Raw genomic sequence first — 17,915 nt, forward strand, 5'->3', positions numbered from 1 at the left:
CCGAACCCTTAGCTGCGAAGCCATCCAGATGCGCAACGACCTCGCTGAACACCTGCGCGAACAACTACGCGGCCGGGAGAGGGAGAAGCTGTACCGTCGCCGCCTGACGCTGGAGGGATCGCAAAACACGCAGGTCTGCGTGGAAGGACGAGAATATCTCTCGTTTTGCAGCAATGATTACCTCGGCCTCGCCAATCACCCGCATTTGATTGCGGCGATCTGCGAAGGGGCCTGGAAATATGGCGTCGGCGCAGGTGCTTCCCACCTGATCAGTGGGCATTTCTCGGCACACCAAGCGCTGGAGGAAGTGCTGGCGCGCTTTACAGGCTTCCCCCGGGCATTGCTGTTCTCCACCGGATATATGGCAAATGCAGGGGTGATCACAGCATTGGCGGGACGTGGCGATGCGATATTTGCCGACAAGCTCAATCATGCTTCGCTCAACGATGCCGCGCTGCTCTCTCGCGCGAAGTTTATCCGCTATCCGCACCTTGATATGGCTGTGCTGGAACGCCGACTCGCGGCATCTCAGGCAAAACTTAAACTTGTGCTGACCGATGCGGTGTTCAGCATGGATGGAGATATCGCCCCGGTGGCCAGTCTGTTGGCGTTGTGCGAAAAATACAACGCCTGGTTGTTGCTCGACGATGCACACGGGTTTGGCGTGCTGGGTCCGCAGGGGAGGGGAGTGTCGGCACACTTCAATATCCGTTCGCCACGCATTATCTATATGGCGACTCTCGGCAAGGCGGCAGGCGTATCCGGTGCTTTCGTCGCCGCAGAAGCGGAAGTTATCGAAACCTTGGTTCAGTATGCGCGAAGCTACATCTATACTACTGCGGCTCCTCCGTTATTGTCCCACGCCTTGCTTACAAGCCTGGAGTTGATCGAGCGGGAAGAGTGGCGGCGCGAGAACCTGGTGCAACTTACCGCAGCGCTCAAACGGGAAATGCAGTCGTTGCGCTGGAAACCATTGCCGTCGGATACTGCCATCCAGCCCCTGCTCATAGGCGAAAGCGAAACAGCCCTGCGGATCAGCGAGGCATTACGCGACAGAGGAATTCTGGTGCCGGCAATTCGTCCGCCTACCGTTCCGCAAGGCGCGGCCCGACTGCGGATTTCATTGTCCGCTACGCATACCATGGAAGATGTGACACGGTTGGGAACAGCGCTAAGAGAACTGGATAGCAAGTCGTGAAGCACCGAATAACGATTCCCGATGGCCTTGGGTTCAATGGCGGATTCCATAACCGATGAACCTTCACATTGAATCTATCGGGTCGGGTCCTGATATCGTTCTGCTGCACGGATGGGCCATGCACAGCGGTATGTGGCGGGATGTATCCGATCAGCTGGCACAGCATTTCCGTTTGCATCTGGTCGATTTGCCGGGGCACGGTTTTAGCCGGAACCCCAGTCCGGTTCGTGCACCGAGTTCGCAAAGTACTACGCTTGAAGGCATGGCTGAAATGCTTGCGGCTGTTTTGCCCGCAAGCTTTATTGTTTGTGGATGGTCGCTGGGCGGACAGGTAGCCATTGAACTTGCATTGCGAGCACCATTACGTGTCAGAAAACTTGCGTTGATTTCGACCACTCCCTACTTTGTCAGACGTAAAGACTGGCAATGGGGGATGGAGGCCGCTACCTTGCAATTATTCACGGAAAATTTGAAGCGGGACTATTCCGTTACCATGAAAAGATTTCTGACGTTGCAGATCAGCGGTGGTGGCAGCGGCACAGCGTCAGCATTGGCGCAGTTGCGCAAGAGCTTGTTCGAACGCGATAAACCGGATGACGCTGCGTTGGAGGCGGGGTTACAGATTCTGTTATCGAGCGATTTGCGTGACAGGATCAGGAATATCACGCAGCCGGTTTTACTTTTTCATGGCGAGAATGATGTCATCACACATCCTGATGCGGCGAGGTGGATGAACCGGCAGTTGCAAAATTCGGAACTGATCATGCTGCCAGGCTGCGGCCATGCGCCGTTTTTATCTTATCCCGAGCAATTTGTAGCCGGCATGCTTCGGCTGGCTTATCCGGTAGCCGGTACGCATTGAAAACCAAGTGAACTACGACCATACCATCGATAAGCGCCAGATGCGCAAGGCTTTTGGGCGGGCAGCGCCGCATTACGACCAGGCGGCGGTGTTGCAGCGTGAAATCTGCGATCGTATGCTGGCGCGTCTCGCATACATTAAATACAAGCCCGATGTCATCCTCGATGCCGGCAGCGGCACCGGCTACGGCACGCGCGAGTTACTCATGCGCTATCCGGCGGCCCGCCTGCTGGCGATCGACATTGCGTCGGCAATGCATTTGCAGGCCCGGCCTGCGGTACCCTGGTGGCGGCAATTGTTGGGGGCTGTGGGAGACAAGCGTGGACATCGGGCCAGCTATATAGTGGGCGACATAGAACAGATACCGTTGGCGGATTCGTGTGCAGGATTGGTGTGGTCCAACTTGGCGCTGCAATGGTGCAATGACATCAAACAGACATTTGCCGAGGTGCGCCGAGTCCTGCAAACCGGCGGCTTGTTCATGTTCAGCACTTTCGGGCCAGATACATTGAAAGAGTTGCGCCAGGCATTTCGCCACATCGATGATTACAGTCATGTCAATCGCTTCACGGACATGCACGATATCGGCGACATGCTGGTACATAACGGTTTCGCTACGCCCGTTATGGATATGGAATACATTACGCTGACCTATGATGACGTGATCGACGTCATGCGCGATCTCAAAGCCATCGGCGCCCATAATGTCACCCAGGGAAGGCGGCGGGGTTTAACCGGCAAAGACGCGTGGCAAAAAGCGATAAGCCAGTATGAAACCTTGCGGAAAGAAGGAAAATTACCGGCGACCTTTGAAGTGATTTATGGCCATGCCTGGAAACCCCAGCCGCGGACAACCATCGTGACGCCTGAGCTCAGACGACAACTCGGCCTTGCATGAGCGGCGACTTCTTATGTCACGAGGTTATTTCATTACCGGTACCGGTACGGGTGTAGGCAAAACCCTGGTCAGTTGCGCATTGCTGCATGCTTTTGCGGAGCAGGGCCACACTGTTATAGGCATGAAGCCGGTAGCGGCAGGTTGCGAGAATGGTAAATGGATGGATGTGGAATTACTCGCAGCCGCAAGCAATGTCACCGCCCCGCGTGAGCAGATAAATCCTTACGCATTAATCCCACCGATTGCACCGCATATCGCGGCGGCTCGGGCGGGCATCGAAATCGATATCGATATCATTTATCACGCCTGCCTGGAACTGGGAAAAATTGCCGATGTAGTGATTGTCGAGGGCATCGGCGGTTTTCTCGTGCCGCTCAATGACCATCAAGACAGCGCCGACATGGCGAAAGCATTGGGTTTGCCGGTGATTCTGGTGGTAGGGATACAACTTGGCTGCCTTAACCATGCGCTGCTGACCGCCCACGCTGTGCGCGCGACCGGGCTGCCGCTCGCGGGATGGATCGCGAACCAGATCGATCCCCAGATGATCGCACTCGATGAGAATGTGTCCGCCTTGACGCAGCGGCTGGGTTGTCCACTTTTGGGCGTGCTGCCATTCGAGTCCAGCGCCGATACCGAAAAATTGTCGGTGTTGCTGAATGTTGGCGGGATGGAGGACCCTCATTCATATACTTCATTCGGAGTGGATGGATAATTGTAGCAACCTGCAATCAAAAACGGCCTGACCTGCATTCAACTGCTTTTTCGACCGGGATTAATTGCAACTGACGGCCACCTCAAACCAGAGATAACTGCAACTGAACCTGCATTCCATCGACGCCGACCAGCAATAACTGCAACTGACCGGACGGTGTCGACCAGCCACGGCGCGAGCACGCGCCGCCCTGCGTGGACATTATATCGGCAACCAAGCAGCCAACATGGGCTCGCGAATTTCTACCGTTCGCTTTGGTTCGAACTGATTGCTGAACAGTGAGCGAATCTCGGACACCTTGACATCGAACTGCTCTACCATGTCCTTGAGCCGATACCGGCCAAAGGGAATTGGTCCGGACAGAAGTGGTTCCGTTTGTTTGAACAACACCTTGAATATTTTAAGTGGAATCTCTGCTGATTCTCACGCTGCCAGTTTAACCGTCGGCAACATCACGGCATAAGCCTCATCAGGCGTTTTCTTGCCCAGGCTCGCATGTGGCCTGGATCGGTTGTACCAATCCATGTATTGCATAATTGATGCTCTGGCTTCTGCGATCGAGTCATAGGCAGGCAAGTACACCCGCTCGTATTTCACCGATTTCCACAGGCGCTCGACGAACACATTGTCCCTCCAGGCTCCGCGCCCGTCCATGCTGAGGTTACAGCCCTGTTCCCTGACGGCCTGCACGAACTCATGCGCGGTGAACTGGCTGCCTTGATCGGTATTCACGATCTCCGGCTTGCCATGGCGATGGAACGCCTCTTGCAGCACATCGACGGCATGGCAGGCTTCCAGCGTGATCGCCACCTTTGCGGCTAATACCCGGCGCGAGGCCCAATCCACGACGGCGGTAAGAGCAAAGCTGTAGAGCAAGCCATCCGCGATTTTGCCAACGGCTTTCTTGCGCATCCTGCCAACGATGAACTGCGTCAGTCGATTGCCGATGGCAAGTTGAAACCGGAAACCTATTACCAGCACCTGCTGCGTCTAATTTATCGCCTGCTTTTCCTGCTCGTCATCGAAGAACGTGATCTGGTATTTCCGCCTACGGGCAGCAGCCAGCAGCGGGATATTTACCGCCGCTACTACAGTCTCGAACGCCTGCGCCTGCTGTCCGAAAAGCGCCATCTCGCCGACAAACGCCACCACGATCTCTGGCTGGCAATGCTCGCCACCTTCCGCCTGTTCGAAGCTCATGGCCCTGGCGACAAACTCGGCCTTGCCCCGCTGGCCGGTGATCTGTTCAACCCCGCAGCCATTGGCCCGCTGGCGAGCGCCATGCTGGGCAATGACGTGCTGCTCGGCTGCCTGCGCGCCCTCGGCTTGTATCAACATCCCGACAACAGCCAGACCATCCGCGTCAACTACGCAGCCCTCAACGTCGAAGAATTCGGCTCGGTCTACGAAGGCCTGCTCGAATATGAACCTGTGTTCCTGAATTTCTCCCCTCGCCCGCGGGCGGGAGAGGGGCCGGGGGAGAGGATGGGGGCCATCGAATTCGCCTTCGCCCAAGGCGACCAGCGTGCCGCCACCAGCTCCCACTACACCCCGGACGATCTCGTCCAGCCCCTCATCAAGCACTCGCTCGACTACTTGATCGCCAACAAACTTAAGGAACCCCACCCCGCCAAAGCGCTGCTTGATCTGCGCGTCGCCGATATCTCCTGCGGCTCCGGCCACATTCTGCTCGCCGCCGCCCGCCGCATCGCCACCGAACTCGCCATCGTCCGCACCGGCGAAGAGCAGCCCTCGCCATCGGCCTTCCGCAGCGCTATCCGCGATGTGATCCGCAACTGTATCTACGGCGTGGACTTGAATCCGCTCGCCGTCGAACTGTGCAAGGTCGCCCTCTGGCTCGAAGCCCACGGCCCCGGCGAGCCGCTCAACTTCCTCGACCACCACATCAAATGCGGCAACGCCATCATCGGCTTTGCAAGGCGAGAGGAAGCCGAACGCGGCGTGCCCGATGAAGCTTTCGCCACGATGCCCGGCGACGACAAGGATACTGCCGCCTTGCTCAGAAAACGCAATAGGCAAGAACGCAAGGATCATGAAGCTGGTCAGTTGCCGCTCTCGCCCAGCCTGCAAAAGCAGCTCGACGACATTCTGCGCGGCTGGCGCGATCTCGCCACGCTACCGGAACATACCTCCGACGAAATTGAGGCCAAAAAGGCTCGCTACCTTGCCTTTAGTGAGAGCGAGGATGCCTACTTACTAAACCAGATCGCCGCAATTCCCATCGCTCAGTTCTACCTGCCCAAGGCCTCGGACAACCTGCAAAAGTTCGTCACCGATGCCACCTACCGGCGCTACTGGAAAGGCGAAATGAGTCCGCAAGGTCAGGCCACCGCCGAGGCGTGGGCGATGGCCTTGCGCAAGCGCTTCTTCCACTGGTTTCTGGAATTTCCAGAGATCATTGGGCGGGGTGGGTTTGATTGCATTTTGGGGAATCCGCCTTATCTCGGCGGAAAAAAAATTAGTGGCCAATATGGCGATGCTGTTCTAAATCTACTCAAAACGTTCTATTCGAATTCTGATGGTGGGGTTGACCTAGTATCCTACTTTATTAGGCGAGCCTCCGATCTTCTTAAACCTAGTGGTTATATGGCATTTATTACAACCAAGAAAATCTGCCAAGGTGATACTCGCCTTGCATGTTTGGAGTATTTGCTTATGAAGGGTGCTAGGATAAATTACGCTAAACGATCAATAAAATGGAGTGGGCGTGCAAACCTACAGGTCTCACTTTTTGCACTTACAAAAAATTCCATACCTCTAGGTGGAATCCTAGATGAAGTGAAAGTAGATTTCATTTCATCTTTTTTGGACAATTCGGTTGAATCAAAATCCCCTGAGATTCTCCTTGAAAATACAAATTTATCTTTCCAAGGTGTTGTAACACTAGGGCCGGGTTTTTACATTGATGCTTCTCAAGCCAAAGCTCTCTTAGAGGCTGACCAAAAAAATGCCGATGTTGTAAAAATAATTGTCAATGGAAGCACCCTTAATTCAAGCCCTGAACTCAAGGGGGATCAGTGGATTATTTCTTTTTTTAACAGAAGTGAAGAACAAGCTAAAGCCTATCACGAATGCTATGAAATTGTTGCTGCCACTGAGTCGTAGAGCAAGCGGGCGGAGCTGATATCTCCGAGGTCATTGGCAGCCGGTTTTTCAAAGCTCGCATCGGAGGCCTGATCACCTTTCAGAGCGAGTGGCAGATAAATACCTGTGATCTCGTCGTCTGACCCGCCGAGCGGCTTGACGATCAGCAGATCGCGATCTTCCGAGGGCAATACGATCCAGTCGCGCCCCCGCAAGGAGACGAGCTTGCCGGGTTGAAGAGATGATTGTGCAAATGCCGTCATCGCACCTTCCTGAATATATCTGGTCGGGCTGCAACGATAGCAGCAAGCTCGTCCTGATAGTAGTAGACCCAGACTTCACCACCACGCGCGATGATGGACTGACGCTTGGCCTCATCGCTTTCCTTCACGGCAGGTTGGTCGTGTGGAGTACCATCACAGAACACCCATAATCTGGGTTCGTAATAAAAATCGGGCTGGATGTAAAGACCATCAACTCTCTTTTGCGCAGCATCGGGCAGGCGAAGACCATTCTGGTAGAGATAGTTGATGAATTTGCGCTCTGTAGACGAACTGGGATCAAGATTACGTAATAAAGAGTGGTATTGATCCTCGTAGCTACCGAACCCCGCGTTGGTCTGAATCTCGATAGAACAAATGCGCAATTTTTCCAGTGCATCTTTGATGAGATGGCGGTCTATGATTTATGGTCGCGCTGGTTGTAGTAGCTAAGCAGATCGTCATAACTCGCAGGAGCTTTGTAATTCACATCGTCAAAGCGACACAAAGTAATCGCTTGTTTGATCACCTCGTGGAATACTTCAATGTCATCTACAAACTGGGAAAGAATACCCAAGCTGCCTTCGGACGCTTCATAAATCAGGATGTTCGGCGCTTCTGGTTCGCCGATAGTTACGACACCAATTTCATTTGGCTCCACTTGGAAGACGCGCTCAATGGCTCGCTTGATAGCGTGTTGCAGTGTGATGACCCCTCCCGGTTTAAGTCCCAGCGGTTGAATGGGTTCGATATACAGAGCGTCGGCCAGATTTGATGTCCACAATTTTACTAGACGAAATTCTTCTTTAATGGGGCTATCTGCATCCGGTATTGATGCACGCCAATCACCCGAGATTAACCCGATCGGAAAGCTATCGTTCTGTTGGGTGCGCCACTTGGTGTTGACATGAATCAGGCGTGCGGCCGGAATGTAACGCAAATTGAGCATTGGATTTTTTGTCGTCTTGGCGATGGCTTTACGTACTCGATCAACTTGTCCGCCGTCAACCGAGAAGTAGGTGCGCATTTCAAAGCCCTTCGAAACCCGCTCTTCTTCTTCGCACGAGATGCGATCTATTTCTTCGGCACGGGACTCGGCCATTTCGATTAAATCATGCAGATGTTCTTTCGCTACATTGTCGGCGAGATCAATGCCAGAGAACGGGCAGACGCTATTTTGAAGCGCATCCCCCGCCATAAAATAGCCGGTTTTACTGCTGATCTTGGCTTCGGTTAGCGCCGATTCGGCGTCTTGGATGACAAGTTGGCAGACGCGGTATTTTCGACCATTGTGGTAGATGGTGTTTAACGGACCGAACTCGCGTAGTGCAACTGACCTTGGACGGGAAACAAACTCACCAGATGAATCGCCAGTGGGGAGAAACACACGAATAGGTAAGCGCGTGAAGTTGTAGCCGGGAAGGAATCCTTCTGAAGCCAGATAGCGGTAGGGATAAAACTCGGACAGCTCGCTTGATCGTCCGACCAAGTCATTGCGCAATAAGTCTAGCTGTCGAGTGGCTTGATCTTGGTTGCGCTTGTGTTTTCGATATTCATCGCTGCCCAGACTGAGCGTTCCACTTTCGATTTTCTGAGTGGCACGAGTGAGAATATTTCTGGCTGAGCGGTAAAGTTTTCTCCAACGATCCAGTGACCGATCCAGGTTGTCAGCAACTTTTGATAGATTCTGATCTATCCATTGGTCTGAGTACCACGTTGATCCATTGGATTCCAGTTCAGTTTCGAAATCGCGTATCACGCGTTTGAAGGTGGATCTGATGTCAGCGAACGTAGCTGCGGACATTTCAAGGCCAGAGTCCACCTCTTTGGATAGGGGCATTTTGTCGTTATCGTCAACGATCAATTTCATGATGGACGGTCTGCCTGTCCCTGCATCATTGAGCCCCGGCATCCCTATTTGCGATGCGACGAGTGCGTTGAGGTGAGAGGCAAGAAGTTCTCGATTACATAAATCAAGACGTGGTGCCATAACTGCACCTGCAACCAAGGCTGTTTGTTCATTGAAATAGTGCCGATCATGCGGCGAGTAGGTGGAGCAATAAGTAAAGACTAATGCAGCTTGCCCACTCCGACCTGCGCGCCCGGAACGCTGTGCGTAATTGGCCGGATTGGGCGGTGCATTGCGCATGTGGACGACGCTCAAATTGCTGATATCAATGCCCAGCTCCATTGTAGGCGAACAGAATAGCGCACTGATTTTCCCTTCGCGAAACAGATCTTCTCGCTCGATGCGAACATCAGTGCCAAGTTGGCCGGTGTGATCTTCACCTCGCTGGCGCTTGACCTTGGAAAAATCTCTCAAATACAAGCTTTGAAAAAAGAGGTTCGGGCCCGGTGCCTGATCCTTGTACGAGCGCTGCTTGATGACATCTGCCTTGACAGTTTTCTCATCTCCTAGCTTGTAGCTGCTTTAGCCATCAGACTTCCTGAATTTATTATTAGGGGCTCTAGACCCAAACCAGCGGAATCTTTAACTGTTTGAAACCAATAATAGTTTATCGCGCCATCACCTTCAGTCCGTCCCTGCGCAATGAACCGTCTGGCCCTATGTGCCGATAAAGCGTTTGGCGAATGACGCCTAATGGCTCTGTTGCAAAAAAACAAGGCAGAACTCTGCCCTTGATCTGATTGATTATGTGCTGTAGACACCGAATTGCCTTTCAATGAGACGGGTTTCTCCCGCGAGACCTTGGCCCGATTTCCACATGTTCAGCTGTCCTTTTTTGAACATGCGCATGAGCTCGAAACCTTTGAGGGTGGCATAGGCGGTTTAGAGTAGTCAAGGGCCGTTTCAGAAAATAGAAAATAAAGTACGTCAAGCCGTTGGCAGTAGTCGCAATGACCTGAACTTCTAATAGCTCACTTTAAAAGTTGGGCTATCCTCCGGCCGTGTCGGAGCCTGGAGGGACAATGTGTTCGTTGAGCGCCTGTGGAAATCGGTGAAATACGAGCGGGTGTACTGCCTGCCTATGACTCGATCGCAGAAGCCAGAGCATCAATTATGCAATACATGGATTGGTACAACCGATCCAGGCCACATGCGAGCCTGGGCAAGAAAACGCCTGATGAGGCTTATGCCGTGATGTTGCCGACGGTTAAACTGGCAGCGTGAGAATCAGCAGAGATTCCACTTAAAATATTCAAGGTGTTGTTCAAACAAACGGAACCACTTCTGTCCCCACCTGTTTTTGTAGGAGAGAACAGATGGATACGTCATTGGAGAACGCCAAGCGCATCATTGTCAGCATCACGGATACAGGAGAGGCCGTCATGTTGAGCAAAGAGCGCTGGGAACAGGTACGGCAGTTGCATGCCGAGAAGGTCTCGATTACAGAGATCGGCAGGCGGTTTGATATCGATCGCAAGACTGTGCGCAAGATGGTGCGCGAGGCGTGGCGGCCGTATGAGCGCGAAGCGCGCGCTGACACCTTATTGGCCACGCACGATGCCTTTCTTCGGCGCCGGGCCAGCCAGGTAAATTATTCTGCACGGATTCTTTATCAAGAGCTGCAGCGTGATTGCGGTTATAAGGGTAGTTACGAGACCGTCAAGCGGTTCTTAATGCCACTGCGCGCGCAGGCGGATCCGGCGCAGGTTTGCCAGCGGCGCTTCGAGACCGAACCTGGCCAAAAAAGCCAGATCGATTGGGGGCAGATGCGTATTTATTTGCGCGCTCAATCGATTGTACTGCACGTCTTTGTCCTGACATTAGGCTATCCGCGCGTTCTTCGACAGTATGGATCATGAACTGCTCATGCGGGCAGTGCGGAAACATACGCAATGCCAGTGGATACTGCTGTACATCGAAACACTGCAAATCGGGATATGCAGTCAAGCAAGTGCTCAGAGAGATCGACCAGAGGATGGCTGAGTGCGGGCTAGTCCTGCACCCGGACAAGACGAAGGTGGTCTACTACAAAGACGGGCAACGGCGCAGACACTATCCGGAAACGCATTTCGACTTTCTGGGGTATCGATTCCAACCGCGGTGCGCACAGCGCCGTGGCGGCGAATTATTCCTCAGCTTTCTCCCTGCAGTCAGTATGAAAGCCGGAAAGTCGATGCGGCAAACGATCCGTAGCTGGAAGACGCACCGATGGACTCAACTCACGATCAAAGAACTGGCCATCAGTTTCAACCCGGTGCTGCGGGGCTGGATCAATTACTACGGCAAGCTCTATAAGTCGAAACTCGCACCGATTCTGGGACAATTCGACTATGCCCTCGTGCGCTGGGTCAAAAGGAAATATAAACGGTTAGGGGGTAGTCCAACATGGGCGCGGGCATGGTTGAAGCGTGCAGTTGCGCAACAGCCACACCTCTTTGCCCATTGGCACATCACCTATGCCGGAATGACTGAACGATAGGAGCGGTATGAATCGAGAGATTCACGTACCGTTGCGTGAGAGCCTGAAGGTGAGATTCCTTGGGGCTACTCGACCAGATAATGCACACATACTATTCACTCACATTCCGCAGTCTCAGATCATTATGCCTTGAGGTGTGGGGTCGGCGGGAACATTGAGCAGGATATCTTCCGATGGGAAAATAAGCATACCCGCGAATAAGCTAATGATCGTTACGACGATGCTGGCAAAAAATGCTGTCCAAAAGCCGGAAATCTTGAACCCGGGAACGAGCGCCGATACCAGAAGCATCATGAGGGCATTGATGACCAGCAAAAAAAAACCAAATGTGATCAGCGTCAATGGAATCGTTAAAACGATAACGGCGGGTCTGATGACGGCATTGGCAAAACCTAGCAGCAGTGCCGATATAAGCAGGGATTTTTTATTTGTAAACGAAATGCCGTGAAAGAGAAAGCTCGTTAGCCATAGCGAGATCGCAATTATTGCCCAGTGTGCCAGAAATACAGTTATGTTGTGCAGCATGGATCGGTCCGGAATTATTCGATGGATAGTATATCGTACGATTTACTGGCGGATGAGGATGAGCGAGGGTCCGATATTCGTCTGGACGAGATTACAATAATCTTTTTTTCGGTTTATACTGATTTTTTTGCCGTTCCAAACAGGAAAAAGGCTCTCCTCCTCTGGAAGGTTACCGGCCTGGACGGCCAACTGCACGAGGATGCCGTCTTCACGTTGGCCTAGCTGCTTATCGGTAAATTTTACAATAGATATTCCCGTCTTCCTGTAAAAACCCTCTCACGCCCGGAAACAGTGCCTTTAAAAATTTGGCACGAATTCTGCTTATGTTCAATAGTACATCTTCTGGCTAAAGCCGGTTCCAATCCTGGTTGCTTACGATGAACAGGACTATGATGCGTTCACGTAGCTGTTGCTCCGTACGTGGGATCGGGGTTTTCCTGATCCATTAAACGAATGAAGCTTCCTGATGCGGACGAAGGGAAGACAGGTGACGAGCATAAACCGAATGATCAAACGTTAAAATGAGCCGAAGATGGGCAACCAATATGGATAAACCATTGTTAACCTGGATGTTTCATAAATTGACGCGTGCCCTTGTTGGTCTTTTGTTTCGTATGAAGATTTCGTTCAGACGGGCGTATGAATAACTACGCCACCTCTTTCACAAAATCTCCCTACAAAACAAAATCCTGCGCAATCATTACGCGAATTTATGAAACATCCGGGTTAATGGTTTTGACAAACATTAAGTAGAGTTCCATGACGATTTCTTCCGATATTCTCAATGCCAGCATCCTGATCGTCGACGACAGGAGAGTCAATGTCGAACTGATCCGTGCCATGCTCTTCGCCGCTGGCTACACTTCAGTGACGTCGACGGTGGATCCGCTCGAGGTTTGCGATCTTCATCGCGCTAATCGATATGATCTCATTCTGCTCGATTTGATGATGCCCAAAATGGATGGATTCCAGGTGATGGAAGGCCTGAGGTTGATAGAATCGGAAATGGAGCAGGACGCCGAATCCCGGCTTGAGTCCGGCGGCTGCCTCCCTGTTCTGGTGATCACCGCCCAGCCGGAGCAGAAGGAGCGTGCACTGCGCGCCGGTGCGAAAGGCTTTATCACCAAGCCTTTCGATCGGCTCAAGGTATTGACGCATATCCATGATGTTCTGGAAATAAAATTACTGCAGAAAGAGCTGCAGCAACTTATTTTGGGTCTTGATGCCACGCTCAGCGAGCGGACCGCTTTCCAGAACGGAACGGAAGAGCTGTTCGATCAGCTTGCCGGCAACCTCCCTCAAATCTTCTGGATCTGGGACATCCATGATAAAACGTTTCGTTATGTTAATCCCGCATGGGAGAAGATGACCGGCCGGCGTATCGCGAACTCCGACACACCGGAAAAATTTCTCGAGGCAGTCCATCCGGAAGACAGACAACGAGTCATTCATGAAGCGGCTGCACTGCCGCACGGTGGAGTCGATCATGATTATCGGTTGCTCCTGCCGGATAACACGATACGCTGGGTGCATTCCCGCACCTTTCCGATAAAGGATTCGAATGGGGTATATCGAGTCGTAGGGATGATGGAAGACATCACGCTTCGCAGGGAGGCGGGCCCCCGGCCACCGCAGCTTGCGCATTATGACGCCCTTACAAACCTCCCCAATCGTATTCTGTTTGATGAATCGCTTCAGAAGATCATCAAACAGGCGGAGATGAATCACCGCATCATCTCCCTGCTATTTATCGGTATCGATAACTTCAAAAATATAAACGACACATTGGGGCATGCGCTGGGAGACGAGTTGCTGCGCCAGTTCAGCCATCGTTTATCGGAGTGCCTGCGTATCACCGACATGGTAGCGCGGCTTGGCGGTGATGAGTTTGGCTGCATACTGGTTACTCCTGACGGTTCAGGGGATGCAGGCATGGTTGCGAGCAAGATCAGAGAAGCGTTACGCCAACCTTTTACATTGCAAGGTCATCAAATCACCGTAACAGCGAGCATCGGTATCAGCATTTATCCGTCAGATTCCGTGGACGCGGATACCCTCGTCAAAAATGGCGATGCCGCGATGTATCGGTCGAAAAGCGCGGGCAGGGATACCTATCGTTTCTTTACGGCAGAAATGAACGCACGGGCAATCGAGAAGCTGGAAAAGGAAAATGCACTGCGGGAGGCCCTCGACCGAAATGAATTCGTTTTGCATTATCAGCCGAAAGTCGAGCTTTCCATGGGGCGGATCACGGGGGTGGAAGCACTGATAAGATGGAAGCGGCCAGGGTATGGGTTCGTCGCGCCGGCGGAATTCATACCGGACCTCGAGCAAACCGGATTGATCAATCGGGTGGGTGCCTGGGTTATCGATAGCGCCTGTAGGCAGATTGCGGAATGGCGGCGCGCGGGAGCAGGGGAGATCCCGGTATCGGTCAACGTGTCCGGCAGGCAATTCCTGCAGAGCACACTCAACGAGGATGTTATTCGGGCGACGCAGGAGAACGATGTTCATCCGGAATTGCTCGAATTTGAATTACAAACAGAAAGAGCGCTGAGAGAGAACAGTATTGATTCTGATTTGCTGGAATTAGAGCTGACCGAGAGTTCGCTGATGATGCATGCCAGAAAAACAACCAGTATTCTCAAGAGATTGAAAATACTGGGAGTCCAAATTTCGATCGATGACTTCGGGACCGGTTATTCGAGTCTCGCCTATGTAAAACGATTCCCTATCGATGTGTTGAAAATCGACCGTTCCTTTATTATGGAAATTACTACAAATTCCGCGGACGCTGCAATCACAACCGCAATTATCGATATGGCCCACAGTCTTAATGTCAAGGTTGTAGCCGAGGGTGTGGAAACGGTTGAACAACTCGATTTCCTGCGTGAGCGTGGGTGCGACGAAATCCAGGGTTACTATTTTGCGCGGCCGCTACCCCCGGATAAAATATTCGAATTACTTTCAGGTAGTAACAGGCTTCTCAAGCCCACGCAATCCATTAACGTATAATCCTTGATGCGCACCTTGGCGAGATCGTCAAAGCTCAGCCATGGCGCTGGGTGAAAAATAAGCTGAATAATGAGCGCCAACTGCCGGATTTAGAATAATGGATATCGGTTATACAGTACTGTAACGTTCGCGCACGGCCTGGCGAATATTGCCTCCCATAGCAAGCATCCAGCACCATTTCAACGAGAACTGCATAAATTCCAGGAAATTCCAGGAATCGACTGCCATGCCGGAAGACCGAATGGCTGCATGCCTCTGTATTGCATTTTTTCAAAACTTTTTTTCTCATCAAACATGCGATTTGCCTGTTTAGGTAGTGGTTCACGAGGTAACGGTCTTGTAGTCGAAGTAGCAAATACCCGGTTGCTGCTGGATTGCGGTTTTACGTTGAAGGAAACCGTCATCCGGCTTATGCGGCTCGGCCTCGAGCCCGGCATGATCGATGGAATTGTCGTTACTCACGAGCACGATGACCATGTCAGTGGTGTAGCGCGGTTTGCGCGCAAATTTGGCACCCCGGTCTGGTTGACGCACGGCACCTTGCGCAGTACAAGGAAGGCGTTTGCGTTATTGCCAAGGGTTAATATCATAGAGGACTACCAGCGTTTCTCCATTGGAGATATCGAGGTCGAGCCTTATCCGGTTCCGCATGACGCTCAGGAACCTGCACAGTTCGTGTTTGGCGATGGTGCATTGCGGCTGGGCGTACTGACCGATACCGGGTGTTCGACGCCCCACATCGAGGCAATCTTGAGACACTGCCACGCGCTGGTGCTGGAATGCAATCACGATGCACAGATGCTCGCAAACGGCAATTATCCGCAAAGTCTCAAACGACGCGTAGGCGGGCGCCTTGGCCATCTCGAGAACGCTGCCTCAGCGAATCTTCTTGCAAGTCTTGACTGCAGTCGCCTTCAACACGTCATCGCGGCGCATTTGAGCCAAAAAAACAATACTCCGCTGCTTGCGCAAACAATGCTGAGCGGCGCCTTGAACTGTGAAGTAGACTGGATTGGTGTCGCCGATCAGAGCGACGGCTTTAGCTGGCGCCAGCTGCTCTGAATGACTCATTGCAGGATTCAGGTTTTATAAATACAACTTCCCAAACGATAAAAGCCACCCCCGTTTCAAGTAGAGGGCGGCTTTTATCGTTGTGATTACCGGTTACTTCAGCGCATCCAAAGCGTTTTTTTTCGCTTTCCAAGCCGGGCCCGCCAAAGCATCCTTTCCGTCCCCTGCCTTCTTGCTTACTGCATCTTTAGCGCGGCCCGTCGCTGCCCTGGTGACGCAACATAGCTGCTATCTTCCTTCGGCAGGCTTGATCTTAGTATCTATTTCGCTTCGGTAGACGAAGCGCTGCTGTCAGTAGAATCGTTTGTGCTTTCGTCAGTAGCGGAATCCGGCGCAGCAGGGGCGGCAGATTGCGATATCACTTTGGCGAAATTATCTTTTTCCTGTTCGGGAAGCGCTTGGTTTGGCTTGCCGCAGGCAGTCATGGCGAGTACCGCAAGGGTTACAGCGAGTAATGTGAGTCTCATTATCTAATTCTCTCCAAGTTGGTTTAAAACTTAAACTTAATATGGCAAAAAACGTTTCGTCTCTCGAGCGCAGGCCGGACAACGAGTTCTGCAAATGGATGATATGGAGGTTGAAGCGAGGTTATCCAGTGCACTGCTTGATCAATAAAAAAGCCATCCTGCGGATGGCTTTTTTGGCCGTTGCACTTTATTAGTGACCGGCCGGGATGGCGCTTTGACCTTCTTTTACGGGATTGCCATTGCCATCAAGCGCGTGTCCGGGGAGAACGGCTTGACCTGAATATTCATCCTCGCCATCAGCGGCAGCAGCGGTGTGCTCGGCTGGCGTACCGGCAGCGGCACGCTCTTCATCCATCGTCGTGCCTTCTTCCGTTCTGGTTCCATATGTGGTGGAATTCTCAGGCAGGGCTTGTTTTGGTCTGTCGCAGGCTGTGAGGGCAAGTGCCATCAAAGCAGCGGCAAGAAGTGATAGTTTCATTATCGGGGAGTCCTTAATAAAAATAGAAATAGGTTGTGACGAATCATATTATATAGCAAAAATACCCCCAAACAAGTCGAAATTTCCCTCAAGACGGATGGTTGAGTTTGCTATCCGCTGGTTTGGACTGAGTCACTAGATATATGATCTATAAAACCTTGCTGAGAGTAGCTTTTATCAGTTTTTTACTTGGCAGGTTCTTCTTTTTTGACATTATCGCCACCCGCAGCATCGTGACTTCCAGCAGCCTCGTCAGTCGAAGGTTTATCAAGGTCGTCAAAATTCGGCGCTGAGTCACGTTCAACCGAGGCGGAGGGAGGCGGCTTATCCATAGGATGTTTTTTGCCGTCACAAGCGGTCAGCGTCAATGCCGTTACGGCAGCAGCGAGGAGCAGGTATTTCATCATTAAGTCATCCTATAGTTTCAAAGAGAAACCGTAGTGTAACAAAAGCTTCGGGATCATTCAAACCCGGCCATAGGGATGTGAATTGACGGGCTTTCCGGAAGCATTTCCCCATAAAAAATGCCGTCCCGAGGGACGGCATTATCAAATTCTGCCCATTACCGATTAGTCTACGGGTTTGCCGCTAACATCGGTCTCTTTAGGACTGGCGGGCGTATATCCCGAGTCAGCGGATTTTTTTGATTCGGTTTCAGCAGCGCCTTCTTTCTGCGCCGCATCAATTTCCGCATCGCTAAGTTGCCCTTCACGTTTATCCCAAAGGCTGGGTGGATATTGCCCCGGTTTTCCTTCCCCAGGGGTTTTCTCTCTCATTTGATCACATGCGCTAAAGGTCAGTGTTACCAAAGCGGCGGCGAGGAGCGAGTATTTCATTTTTTTAATCTCCTTTATAGGTTTAGACAAATAAATTATACGAGCGTTTCGGCCATTCAAATCTGAGAAACGACCATTTTAATAGCCACTATCTTAA

General features: G+C 52.0%; 18 protein-coding genes and 4 pseudogenes. 11 read left to right on the forward strand and 11 right to left on the reverse strand.

Going from position 1 to position 17,915, the window contains the following annotated elements; translation table 11 throughout:
• The first annotated feature begins 28 nt into the window (after positions 1-28).
• Genes bioF through bioD form a run of 4 tightly spaced genes read left to right on the forward strand, consistent with a single transcriptional unit; the run spans position 29 to position 3,673 of the window.
• On the forward strand, positions 29-1,198 hold the full coding sequence (gene bioF, locus KJS40_RS05500; RefSeq protein ID WP_213539372.1) for an 8-amino-7-oxononanoate synthase: 1,170 nt from the start codon (positions 29-31) through the stop codon (positions 1,196-1,198).
• Between the two features lie 55 nt (positions 1,199-1,253).
• Positions 1,254-2,060: a pimeloyl-ACP methyl ester esterase BioH gene (gene bioH, locus KJS40_RS05505; protein WP_213539373.1), complete on the forward strand. Its 807-nt coding sequence runs from the start codon at positions 1,254-1,256 to the stop codon at positions 2,058-2,060.
• Between the two features lie 7 nt (positions 2,061-2,067).
• Entirely contained in the window at positions 2,068-2,958 is an 891-nt protein-coding gene (gene bioC / locus KJS40_RS05510) for a malonyl-ACP O-methyltransferase BioC (RefSeq protein ID WP_244859711.1), read from the forward strand.
• Between the two features lie 13 nt (positions 2,959-2,971).
• On the forward strand, positions 2,972-3,673 hold the full coding sequence (gene bioD / locus KJS40_RS05515; RefSeq protein WP_213539374.1) for a dethiobiotin synthase: 702 nt from the start codon (positions 2,972-2,974) through the stop codon (positions 3,671-3,673).
• A 201-nt stretch (positions 3,674-3,874) separates the two neighbouring features.
• On the opposite strand, the pseudogene KJS40_RS05520 reads toward bioD, so the two are convergent.
• Positions 3,875-4,015: pseudogene (locus tag KJS40_RS05520) on the reverse strand (AAA family ATPase); the annotation flags it as partial.
• Positions 4,016-4,096: 81 nt separating this feature from the next.
• Positions 4,097-4,531 (reverse strand): annotated as a pseudogene (locus KJS40_RS05525) (integrase core domain-containing protein); the annotation flags it as partial.
• A 96-nt stretch (positions 4,532-4,627) separates the two neighbouring features.
• Between KJS40_RS05525 and KJS40_RS05530 the strand changes: the two are divergent.
• Entirely contained in the window at positions 4,628-6,799 is a 2,172-nt protein-coding gene (locus KJS40_RS05530) for a DNA methyltransferase (RefSeq protein WP_213539377.1), read from the forward strand.
• Here the strand turns inward: KJS40_RS05530 and KJS40_RS05535 are convergent.
• From KJS40_RS05535 to KJS40_RS15220, 4 genes and pseudogenes are all read right to left on the reverse strand, one after another.
• Positions 6,769-7,041 carry a hypothetical protein gene (locus tag KJS40_RS05535; RefSeq protein WP_213539378.1) on the reverse strand — a complete coding sequence of 91 codons (273 nt, stop codon included), beginning with the start codon at positions 7,039-7,041 and terminating at the stop codon, positions 6,769-6,771. The two genes, KJS40_RS05530 and KJS40_RS05535, sit on opposite strands and share 31 nt — an antisense overlap.
• Positions 7,038-7,424: a hypothetical protein gene (locus tag KJS40_RS05540; RefSeq protein WP_213539379.1), complete on the reverse strand. Its 387-nt coding sequence runs from the start codon at positions 7,422-7,424 to the stop codon at positions 7,038-7,040. Before KJS40_RS05540 ends, KJS40_RS05535 begins: the two co-directional genes overlap by 4 nt.
• Before the next feature lie 32 nt (positions 7,425-7,456).
• Positions 7,457-9,367 carry a helicase-related protein gene (locus KJS40_RS05545; RefSeq protein WP_213539380.1) on the reverse strand — a complete coding sequence of 637 codons (1,911 nt, stop codon included), beginning with the start codon at positions 9,365-9,367 and terminating at the stop codon, positions 7,457-7,459.
• Positions 9,368-9,691: 324 nt separating this feature from the next.
• Positions 9,692-9,835, reverse strand: a pseudogene (locus tag KJS40_RS15220) (IS6 family transposase); the annotation flags it as partial.
• Positions 9,836-9,953: 118 nt separating this feature from the next.
• On the opposite strand from KJS40_RS15220, the pseudogene KJS40_RS05550 reads away from it, so the two are divergent.
• The 3 genes and pseudogenes from KJS40_RS05550 to KJS40_RS05560 all read left to right on the forward strand — a co-directional run.
• A pseudogene (locus KJS40_RS05550) lies at positions 9,954-10,171 on the forward strand (integrase core domain-containing protein); the annotation flags it as partial.
• 92 nt (positions 10,172-10,263) lie between these two features.
• Positions 10,264-10,806 (forward strand): helix-turn-helix domain-containing protein, encoded by a 543-nt coding sequence (locus KJS40_RS05555; protein WP_213539381.1) that lies wholly within the window; start codon positions 10,264-10,266, stop codon positions 10,804-10,806.
• A gap of 92 nt (positions 10,807-10,898) precedes the next feature.
• On the forward strand, positions 10,899-11,426 hold the full coding sequence (locus KJS40_RS05560; RefSeq protein WP_213539382.1) for a group II intron maturase-specific domain-containing protein: 528 nt from the start codon (positions 10,899-10,901) through the stop codon (positions 11,424-11,426).
• A 114-nt stretch (positions 11,427-11,540) separates the two neighbouring features.
• Here KJS40_RS05560 and KJS40_RS05565 read toward each other — a convergent pair whose 3' ends face one another.
• Positions 11,541-11,951, reverse strand: a complete 411-nt coding sequence (locus KJS40_RS05565) for a phage holin family protein (RefSeq protein ID WP_213539383.1) — start codon at positions 11,949-11,951, stop codon at positions 11,541-11,543.
• 21 nt (positions 11,952-11,972) lie between these two features.
• Here KJS40_RS05565 and KJS40_RS05570 point away from each other — a divergent pair, with 21 nt between their 5' ends.
• The 3 genes from KJS40_RS05570 to KJS40_RS05580 all read left to right on the forward strand — a co-directional run bounded on the left by KJS40_RS05570 (position 11,973) and on the right by KJS40_RS05580 (position 16,028).
• Positions 11,973-12,173 carry a hypothetical protein gene (locus KJS40_RS05570; RefSeq protein WP_213539384.1) on the forward strand — a complete coding sequence of 67 codons (201 nt, stop codon included), beginning with the start codon at positions 11,973-11,975 and terminating at the stop codon, positions 12,171-12,173.
• A 537-nt stretch (positions 12,174-12,710) separates the two neighbouring features.
• The gene (locus tag KJS40_RS05575; RefSeq protein ID WP_213539385.1) at positions 12,711-14,966 is read left to right on the forward strand and encodes an EAL domain-containing protein; all 2,256 of its coding nucleotides are present in this window, start codon (positions 12,711-12,713) and stop codon (positions 14,964-14,966) included.
• Positions 14,967-15,260: 294 nt separating this feature from the next.
• Positions 15,261-16,028 (forward strand): MBL fold metallo-hydrolase, encoded by a 768-nt coding sequence (locus KJS40_RS05580; protein ID WP_213539386.1) that lies wholly within the window; start codon positions 15,261-15,263, stop codon positions 16,026-16,028.
• A 269-nt stretch (positions 16,029-16,297) separates the two neighbouring features.
• On the opposite strand, the gene KJS40_RS05585 is transcribed toward KJS40_RS05580, so the two are convergent.
• From KJS40_RS05585 to KJS40_RS05600, 4 genes are all read right to left on the reverse strand, one after another.
• Positions 16,298-16,504, reverse strand: coding sequence for a hypothetical protein (locus KJS40_RS05585; protein ID WP_213539387.1), 207 nt, complete (start codon positions 16,502-16,504; stop codon positions 16,298-16,300).
• 190 nt (positions 16,505-16,694) lie between these two features.
• Entirely contained in the window at positions 16,695-16,982 is a 288-nt protein-coding gene (locus KJS40_RS05590; protein WP_213539388.1) for a hypothetical protein, read from the reverse strand.
• Between the two features lie 185 nt (positions 16,983-17,167).
• On the reverse strand, positions 17,168-17,386 hold the full coding sequence (locus tag KJS40_RS05595; RefSeq protein WP_213539389.1) for a hypothetical protein: 219 nt from the start codon (positions 17,384-17,386) through the stop codon (positions 17,168-17,170).
• Positions 17,387-17,551: 165 nt separating this feature from the next.
• Positions 17,552-17,818 (reverse strand): hypothetical protein, encoded by a 267-nt coding sequence (locus tag KJS40_RS05600; RefSeq protein ID WP_025041977.1) that lies wholly within the window; start codon positions 17,816-17,818, stop codon positions 17,552-17,554.
• Positions 17,819-17,915 lie beyond the last annotated feature (97 nt).

Source organism: Nitrosospira sp. NRS527, assembly GCF_018406445.1.
Taxonomy (GTDB): domain Bacteria; phylum Pseudomonadota; class Gammaproteobacteria; order Burkholderiales; family Nitrosomonadaceae; genus Nitrosospira; species Nitrosospira briensis.